The sequence below is a fragment of the uncultured Amnibacterium sp. genome (assembly GCF_964245895.1).
Classification (GTDB): Bacteria; Actinomycetota; Actinomycetes; order Actinomycetales; family Microbacteriaceae; genus Amnibacterium.
On sequence record NZ_CAXTOQ010000017.1, the window covers coordinates 26019 to 33995 of the forward strand.

The window sequence follows — 7977 nt, forward strand, 5'->3', positions numbered from 1 at the left end:
CCTAGAAGATCATCGGCCGGTCGTCGTCCAGGGCGGACTCCGCGTCGATGTCGACGACCACCGGCACGTGGTCGCTCGGGGCGTCGCCCTTCCGCTCGTTCCGCTCGATCGACGCCCCGGTGACCAGGTCCTGGAACCCGGGGGAGCCGAGCACGAAGTCGATGCGCATGCCCTCGTTGCGGGGGAAGCGCAGCTGCTTGTAGTCCCAGTACGTGTAACCGGTCGGCACGAGGGGGCGCACGACGTCCGCGAGGCCGAGCGCCTCGAACCGCTGGAACGCCGCGCGCTCCGGCGCGGAGACGTGGGTGGCGCCCTCGAAGACCGCCGGGTCCCACACGTCGGCGTCGGTCGGCGCGATGTTCCAGTCGCCCATCATCGCCAGCGGCTCGCCCTCGTGCTCGGCGAGCCAGGCCTGCGCGACGCCGGCGAGCGTCGCCAGCCACGCGAGCTTGTAGGGGTAGTGCGGGTTGTCGAGCTCCCGCCCGTTCGGCACGTAGAGGCTCCACAGGCGGACGCCCTCACCGACGGTCACCGCCATGGCGCGGGCCTCGAGCGGCAGCGAGCCGTCGGCCAGCGGCTTGCCGAACCCCGGCATGCCCGGAAAGTCGTTCTCGACGTCCTCGAGCCCGATCCGGCTGGCGAACCCGACGCCGTTCCACTGGGAGAGCCCGTGGGTCGCGACCTCGTACCCCGCGGCCTCGAAGGCCTCGTGCGGGAACTGGTCGTCCCGGCACTTGATCTCCTGCATGGCGAGCACGTCGACGTCCGCGCGCTGCAGCCAGTCCGTCACCCGGCCGACCCGCGCTCGGATCGAGTTGACGTTCCAGGTCGCGATCCGCACGGGGTGCAACGCTACCCATGGCGGCGGACGTTCCCCCGTGCGAGGAGGCGGGCATGAGCGTGCAGCACACGGCGGTGCGGGCGTTCCTCGCCCTGGCCGGGCGGGGCCGCAGGTGGCGCTCGGCGGAGGCGCTCGACCGCGCGATCCTGCGGCGCGACCCGTGGCCCGCGGACCCGCCGAGATCCGGCGAGGGGGTCGTCGTCGCGACGGCGGAGGACGACGGCTGGCCGCTCGTGCACCTGGTGCCGCCGAAGGCGAGCGGCGCGGTGGTCGCGCTGCACGGCGGCGGCTACGTCTTCGGACCGGAGGTGCAGCACTGGGACCTCTGGCGCACGATCGCGATCGCGAGCCGCCGCACGGTGACCGTGCCGCTGTACCGGCTGGCGCCGGAGGGCACCGCGGCGGCGACCGTGCCGCACGTGGCGCGCATCGTGCGCCGGCTCGCGGCGGTCGGGGAGGTGGCGCTGCTCGGCGACTCCGCGGGCGGCGGCATGGCGCTCGCCGCGGCGCAGCTGCTCGCCGCGGACGGCCTGCGGGTCCCCCTCCTGCTCAGCGCGCCCTGGCTGGACGGCGGGGTGACCGCGCCCTGGACGACCCCGCGCGACCCGTGGCTCGCGGCCCCGGGCCTGCGGCGCGCGGCCGAGCTGTACCGCGGCGACCTGCCGGTGGAGCATCCGTACGTGAGCCCGCTGCTCGGCGATCTGACCGGGCTGGGCCCGGTGGTCGTGGCGAGCGGCACCCGGGACGTGCTGCACCGCGACGCGCTGCGGCTCGAGGAGCGCTGCCCCTCCCCGGTGCGGGTGCTCGTCGGGAACGGGCTGCTGCACAACTGGCCGCTGCTGCCGATCCCGGAGGCGCGTCGCGCGCAGCGGGCCTTCGTCGACGTGCTGCGCTGAACCGCGCGGGCACGATCCCTACGATTGGGCACCGTGCCCAGCGCCCGCGATCAGCTGATCGACCACATCAAGGCCGACGCCGTCTTCCACGGCGACTTCACCCTCACCTCCGGCAAGCAGGCGTCGTTCTACGTCGACCTGCGCAAGGTGAGCCTCGACCACCGCGTCGCCCCGCTGATCGGCCAGGTCATGCTCAACCTGATCGCGGACGTGCCCGACGTCGCGGCCGTCGGCGGGCTGACGATGGGCGCCGACCCGATCGCGACCTCGATCCTGCATCAGGGCGCGGCCAGGGGCGCCGCGCTCGACGCGTTCGTCGTGCGCAAGGAGCCGAAGGATCACGGCCGGGGCCGCCAGGTCGAGGGGCCGGAGGTCGCGGGCAGGCGGGTGATCGTGGTCGAGGACACCTCCACGACCGGCGGCTCCCCCCTGAAGGCGATCGAGGCGCTCGAGCGGGCCGGCGCCGAGATCGCGGCCGTCGCCGTCGTCGTCGACCGCAGCACCGGTGCCAGGGAGGTCATCGAGGCCGCCGGCCACCGGTACCTCGCGGCGCTGACCCTCGCCGACCTCGGGCTCGCCTGAGCATGCCCCTTCCGGCATGAGCGCCCTCGACGCGTCCGTCTCCGTGCCGCTCGCGGTCGTCGAGCGCAGCGGCTTCCCGGAGTCGCAGCACCTCGGCGCCGCCGCGGTGGTCACCGCCGACGGTGCGGTGCTCGCCGCGCTCGGCGACGTCGACGCCCTCATCTACGCCCGGAGCGCGCTCAAGCCGTTCCAGACCGTCGCGGCGCTCCGGTCCGGCGTCGACCTCGACGCGGCCGGGATGGCCATCGTCACCTCCAGCCACACCGGCACCCCGCGGCACATCGCGGCGGTGCGGCAGGTGCTGCGCTCCGTCGGGGCGTCGGAGGCGGACCTCCGGACCCCGGAGGCGTGGCCGACCGACCGCGCAGCGGCGAACGAGGTCCTCCGCGCCGGAGGCGGCCCGAGCCGCATCGCGATGAACTGCTCGGGCAACCACGCCGGGATGCTCGGCGCCTCGGTCGCCTTCGGGCTGCCGGTTGCCGGCTACCTGCACCCGGCCAACCCGGTGCACTCGCTCGCTGCCGAGATCATCGACGAGTACGCCGGCGCCGCACCCGTCCGGCCGGGCACCGACGGCTGCGGCGGGCCGGTCTGGGCGCTGCCGGTCGTCGCGCTCGCCAACGGGTACGCGGCGCTCTTCGCGGAGCACCCGGATCTCGGGATGGCGATCCGCGCGGACCCGGATCTGATCGAGGGGCCCGGCACGGCGACCACTCGGGCCGTGGCGACGCTCGGCCTGGTCGCCAAGGCGGGGGCGGAGGGGGTGTGGTGCGCGGTGGCGCCGGACGGCACCGCGGTCGCGGTGAAGATCCTCGACGGCTCCGCCCGTGCAGCGGCGGCGGTGGCCGTCTCCCTCCTGGCGTCCGTCGGCGCGGTCGGCCGCGCGGCGGCCGAGGGCTTCCTGGCCGACCCCTCCCTGGCCGTGCAGGGCGGCGGCGCCGAGGTCGGCCGGATCCGCGTCGTCGCCTGAGCGCCGCTCGAGGGCTCGCCGTACCGCCGCGAGGGCTTGAGCAGGTTGCCTCGTGCGCTTGAGCAGGTTGCCTCGAGGGCTTGAGCAGGACAGAACGCCGACGGCAGGACAGAACGGGCCCGAAAGTCCTGCTCAAGCCGTTTCGTCCTGCTGTCCGCGTCCATTCATCCTGCTGAAGGCCTCCACCCGTCCCGCCGCGGGCCGACGGCGACGCGGCGGCCGTCAGTCCTCGGGGCCGGTGGAGGCGACGGGGAGGGGCTTCAGCAGGTCGGCGACGGAGTCGAGGACCTCGTCCGGCCGGAACGGGTAGCGCTCGATCTCGGACCGGTCGCTGATGCCCGTCATCACGAGGATGGTGTGCAGACCGGCCTCGATGCCCGCGACGACGTCGGTGTCCATCCGGTCGCCGATCATCCCGGTGTTCTCGCTGTGCGCGCCGATCCGGTTCATCGCCGACCGGAACATCATCGGGTTCGGCTTGCCGACCACGTACGGGGTCTTGCCGGTCGCCCGCTCGATCAGCGCGGCCACGGCCCCGGTCGCCGGCAGCGGTCCCTCGTTCGACGGGCCCGTCGCGTCGGGGTTCGTGGCGATGAAGCGCGCGCCGGCGACGATCAGGCGGATCGCCTTCGTGATCGCCTCGAACGAGTAGTTGCGGGTCTCCCCGACGACGACGTAGTCGGGGGCGGTGTCGGTCAGGATGTAGCCCGCCTCGTGCAGGGCGGTGGTGAGCCCCGCCTCCCCGATCACGAACGCGCTGCCGCCCGGGATCTGGGAGGCGAGGAAGTCCGCCGTCGCGAGCGCGGAGGTCCAGATCGACTCCTCGGGCACGGACAGCCCGGAGGCGCGCAGGCGTGCGGCCAGGTCCCGCGGCGTGAAGATCGAGTTGTTCGTCAGCACGAGGAACGGCTTGCCCTGGTCGGTCCACTGCTGGATCAGCTCCGCAGCGCCGCGGATCGCCTGGTTCTCGTGGACGAGCACGCCGTCCATGTCGGTCAGCCAGCAGTCGACGTCGGCTCGGGTCCCGGTCACACCGTCAGCGTATGGGCCGGGCCCATGCCGACCCCACCCCGACGGCGGTCAGCCGGGAGACCAGCAGCTCGAGCGGACCCCGACCGACGAAGCGCTGCCACAGCACGGCGACGAGCAGCGAGGCGACCGTCAGCCCGATGAGCAGCTGCCACGACTCGATCCAGGGCGGGTCCCCGGCGGCGGGTGTCCGCAGCCAGATCGCGAGCACGACGAGCTGGCCCGTGTAGATCGTCAGCGGCATCCGGCCCGCGGCGATCAGCGGTCCGAGCACCGCCCTCGCGATCCGGCCGGCGACCGCCGAGGAGCACAGCAGCTCGAGCCCGCCGACGACCGCGATCGCGAGCCCGCCCGAGCCGAGCACCTCCGCCGACGTGTTCGCGTGCGCGGAGGCGTCGAGCCCGAACGCGGCCGCGCCGCCGTAGCCGAGCAGGCTCGTCGCAGCACCCGCGCCGAGCATCGCCACCAGGGTGCGCCGGCGGGCGAGTCCCGCGCGGGCGGCCACCAGCCCCGCGCAGAGGTAGGCCGCCCAGACGACCCCGGGGTAGTAGCCGGTGACGAACCACTCCGCGGGCAGGTGCAGCAGGCGCTCCGGCGTGAACGGGGTCGCCAGGTCCTCGCCGACCGCCCGGACGACGAACGGGCCGGCCAGCGCGGCGAGCACGCCGACGCCGGCGACGACCCGGATGGGGGCGAACAGGACCGGCAGCAGCACCAGGAACAGCGCGCCGTAGGTGTCGAGGACGACGGCGATCGGGGTGCCGAGCGTCCACAGCATCAGGCCCAGCACGATCAGCAGCAGCCCGCGCAGCCCGACCGAGGCGAGCGCCTCCCACCGCGCCCGGCCGGTGCGCGGTGAGGAGCCACCGGTCAGGAGCCCGAGCGAGCAGCCCGCCAGCGTCGCGAACAGCACCGAGGACCGGCCGTCGGCGAGGGCGTCGCGCGTGCCGTCGGCCGCGGTGTGCGCCCAGAGCATGCCGAGGATCGCGATCCCTCGGGCCGCGTCCACCCCCGCGAACCGGGCCTGCACGGCACGAGCGTAGGCGGCAGGAGGAGGCGGGCGGTTCCTCCGCGACAATGCAGTGTGCTGGACTGGATCGCGGGCGCGCTGCCCACCGCCGCGCTGGTCGCCATCGAGCTGCTCCTGCTGCTCGTCGCGCTGATCGTCGCGCCGCCGGGCCGCAGGCCCTCCTCCGCGCTCGCCTGGATCCTGCTGATCGTCGTGCTGCCGCTGATCGGGCTCGCGCTCTTCGCGCTCATCGGGTCGCCGAAGCTGCCGAAGGCGCGACGCGACAAGCAGCGCACCATGAACGAGCGCATCGAGGAGCGGGCCCGCAGCGTCGAGCACGTCACCGACACGCACGGCGCACCGCCGTGGCTGGCGCCCATCGCGCGCCTGAACCGGGAGATGGGCGCGCTGCCGCTGATCGACGGCAACGAGGCGACCCTCGTCCCGCACTTCGAGGAGCAGCTGGCCGGTCTGATCGAGGCGATCGACGGCGCCGAGCGCACCGTGCACGTCGAGTTCTACATCATCTCGTTCGACCCGACGACGCGCCCGTTCTTCGCGGCACTCGAGCGGGCGGTCGGCCGCGGCGTCGCGGTGCGGGTGCTGGTCGACCACCTCGGGTCCTTCAAGTACCCGGGCTTCCGGCGGATGAAGCAGGAGCTGACGAGGATCGGGGCGGACTGGCGGCTCATGCTGCCGGTGCAGCCGCTGCGGGGCCGCTACCAGCGGCCGGACCTGCGGAACCACCGGAAGCTGCTCGTCGCGGACGGCCGGGTGGCGTTCGTCGGCTCGATGAACGTGATCGATCCGAGCTACGAGACGGCGGGGAACCGGCGGCGCGGGCTGCGGTGGCGGGATCTCATGGCGCGCGTCGAGGGCCCGATCGTGCAGGAGGTCGAGGCGATCTTCGCCACCGACTGGTTCAGCGAGACCGACGAGCTGCCCGGCAGCACGACGGTCGACGCCGTCGCGGACGACGAGGACCCGGTGACGCTGCTCGCGCAGATCGCCCCCTCCGGACCGGCGTTCGAGACGGAGAACAACCTCGCCCTCTTCAACTCGCTGATCTACGCGGCGGAGCGGCGGATCTCGATCACGAGCCCCTACTTCGTGCCCGACGAGTCCCTGCTCGGCGCGATCCTCACCGCCGCCAGGAGGGGGGTCGCGGTGGAGCTGTTCGTCGGCGAGATCGGCGACCAGTTCTTCGTCTTCCACGCTCAGCACTCCTACTACCAGGAGCTGCTGCAGGCCGGGGTGCGCATCTACGAGTACCGGGCGCCGACGATCCTGCACGCGAAGCACCTGTCCGTCGACGACCTGGTGTCGGTCGTGGGGTCGTCGAACATGGACATCCGGTCGTTCCAGCTGGACCTGGAGCTGATGATGCTCGTGTCCGGGCGCTCCTTCAGCGACCAGCTGAAGGCGGTCGAGGACGAGTACCGGTCGAGCTCGAAGGAGATCACGCTGCGCTCCTGGCAGGGCCGCGGCCGCTTCCATGCCTTCGTCGACGGCATCGCGCGGCTCACCTCCGCCGTGCAGTAGTCGTCGCGGATCCGGATCCCTTTCGCGGATCCGGATCGATGAAGGGACACGCCGGGTCCGAAGGCACCCTGCGCGGCGTGTCGCCCGATCCGTCCGGATCCGCGAACGCCCGGGATCAGGGGAGCAGGAGCACCTTCCCGGTCGTCCTGCGGCCCTCGAGCGCGCGGTGCGCCTCCGCCGCGTCGTCGAGAGGGACCTGGGTGCCGATCCGCACGGACAGCTCGCCTCGCTCGACGGCGCCGAACACCTCGCCGAACCGCCAGGCGCGCTCCTGGCCCGTCAGCAGGAAGTCGCCCATCGTGGGCCTGGTGAGGACCAGCGAGCCCTGCTGCATCAGCCGGATCGGGTCGACCGGAGGCACGGGGCCGGAGGCGGCACCGAACAGCGCCAGGACGCCTCGCGGCCGCAGCGCGAGCAGGGAGCCGTCGAAAGTGGACGCCCCGACGCCGTCGTAGACGACGTCGACTCCGCGCCCGCCGGTCAGGTCGCGCGCGCGATCGGCGAAGTCATCGTAGTCGAGCACGTGGTCCGCGCCCGCCTCCTCCGCGAGCGAACGCTTCCCGGGGGAGCCGACGGTCGTCAGCACGGTCGCCCCGCGCGCCCTCGCCAGCTGGATCAGCAGCAGCCCGACGCCGCCCGCGCCGGCGTGGATCAGCACGACGGACCCGGCCCCGACCGGGAACACGGAGGTCACGAGGTAGTGGGCGGTGACGCCCTGGAGGGGGACCGCCGCCGCGACCCGCAGGTCGACGCCGGCAGGCACGCGCGCCGCGTGCTCAGCCGGCACGATCGCCTGCTGGGCGTAGGTGCGCCGGCCCTCCGCCGTGGCGACGCGGTCGCCGACCGCCCAGCCGGTCACCCCCGGCCCGACGGCGGCGACGGTTCCCGCCCCCTCCGTGCCGGGGACGTGCGGGAACCCGACCGGGTAGCGCCCGGTGCGCCGGTAGACGTCGATGAAGTTGACGCCGGTGGCGGTCAGGGCGACGAGCAGCTCGCCGTCGCCGGGCCGCGGCACCTCCAGCTCGACCGACAGCAGCACCTCCGGGCCGCCCGCTCGCTCCGCCTGGATCGCCCGCATCGTCGCCACCGGTCCAGTGTGCCGACCCAC

General features: G+C 73.8%; 8 protein-coding genes. 4 read left to right on the forward strand and 4 right to left on the reverse strand.

The window, feature by feature from the left end; translation table 11 throughout:
• Nucleotide 1: 1 nt before the first annotated feature.
• Nucleotides 2–841 (reverse strand): exodeoxyribonuclease III, encoded by an 840-nt coding sequence (locus tag ACFE60_RS04420; protein WP_375387623.1) that lies wholly within the window; start codon nucleotides 839–841, stop codon nucleotides 2–4.
• 53 nt (nucleotides 842–894) lie between these two features.
• Between ACFE60_RS04420 and ACFE60_RS04425 the strand changes: the two genes are divergently transcribed.
• From ACFE60_RS04425 to ACFE60_RS04435, 3 genes are read left to right on the forward strand one after another with little or no spacing between them, the layout of a single operon-like run.
• On the forward strand, nucleotides 895–1737 hold the full coding sequence (locus ACFE60_RS04425; protein WP_375387624.1) for an alpha/beta hydrolase fold domain-containing protein: 843 nt from the start codon (nucleotides 895–897) through the stop codon (nucleotides 1735–1737).
• 33 nt (nucleotides 1738–1770) lie between these two features.
• Nucleotides 1771–2319, forward strand: a complete 549-nt coding sequence (pyrE, locus tag ACFE60_RS04430) for an orotate phosphoribosyltransferase (protein ID WP_375387625.1) — start codon at nucleotides 1771–1773, stop codon at nucleotides 2317–2319.
• Nucleotides 2320–2335: 16 nt separating this feature from the next.
• Nucleotides 2336–3289, forward strand: a complete 954-nt coding sequence (locus ACFE60_RS04435) for an asparaginase (RefSeq protein WP_375387626.1) — start codon at nucleotides 2336–2338, stop codon at nucleotides 3287–3289.
• Nucleotides 3290–3511: 222 nt separating this feature from the next.
• On the opposite strand, the gene ACFE60_RS04440 is transcribed toward ACFE60_RS04435, so the two are convergent.
• Nucleotides 3512–4279 carry an HAD-IIA family hydrolase gene (locus tag ACFE60_RS04440; protein WP_375387633.1) on the reverse strand — a complete coding sequence of 256 codons (768 nt, stop codon included), beginning with the start codon at nucleotides 4277–4279 and terminating at the stop codon, nucleotides 3512–3514.
• Nucleotides 4280–4325: 46 nt separating this feature from the next.
• Nucleotides 4326–5348, reverse strand: a complete 1023-nt coding sequence (locus ACFE60_RS04445) for a DUF418 domain-containing protein (protein WP_375387627.1) — start codon at nucleotides 5346–5348, stop codon at nucleotides 4326–4328.
• 54 nt (nucleotides 5349–5402) lie between these two features.
• On the opposite strand from ACFE60_RS04445, the gene cls reads away from it, so the two are divergent.
• Nucleotides 5403–6869, forward strand: coding sequence for a cardiolipin synthase (cls, locus tag ACFE60_RS04450; protein ID WP_375387628.1), 1467 nt, complete (start codon nucleotides 5403–5405; stop codon nucleotides 6867–6869).
• 115 nt (nucleotides 6870–6984) lie between these two features.
• Here cls and ACFE60_RS04455 read toward each other — a convergent pair whose 3' ends face one another.
• Nucleotides 6985–7947 carry a quinone oxidoreductase gene (locus ACFE60_RS04455; protein ID WP_375387634.1) on the reverse strand — a complete coding sequence of 321 codons (963 nt, stop codon included), beginning with the start codon at nucleotides 7945–7947 and terminating at the stop codon, nucleotides 6985–6987.
• Between the last annotated feature and the right edge of the window lie 30 nt (nucleotides 7948–7977).

Coding starts and splice junctions, on each gene's coding strand:
- ACFE60_RS04455 (WP_375387634.1), bottom strand. CDS start 7,947: ATGCGGGCGATCCAGGCGGAGCGAGCGGGCGGCCCGGAGGTGCTGCTG.
- ACFE60_RS04435 (WP_375387626.1), top strand. CDS start 2,336: ATGAGCGCCCTCGACGCGTCCGTCTCCGTGCCGCTCGCGGTCGTCGAG.
- ACFE60_RS04425 (WP_375387624.1), top strand. CDS start 895: ATGAGCGTGCAGCACACGGCGGTGCGGGCGTTCCTCGCCCTGGCCGGG.
- ACFE60_RS04440 (WP_375387633.1), bottom strand. CDS start 4,279: ATGGACGGCGTGCTCGTCCACGAGAACCAGGCGATCCGCGGCGCTGCG.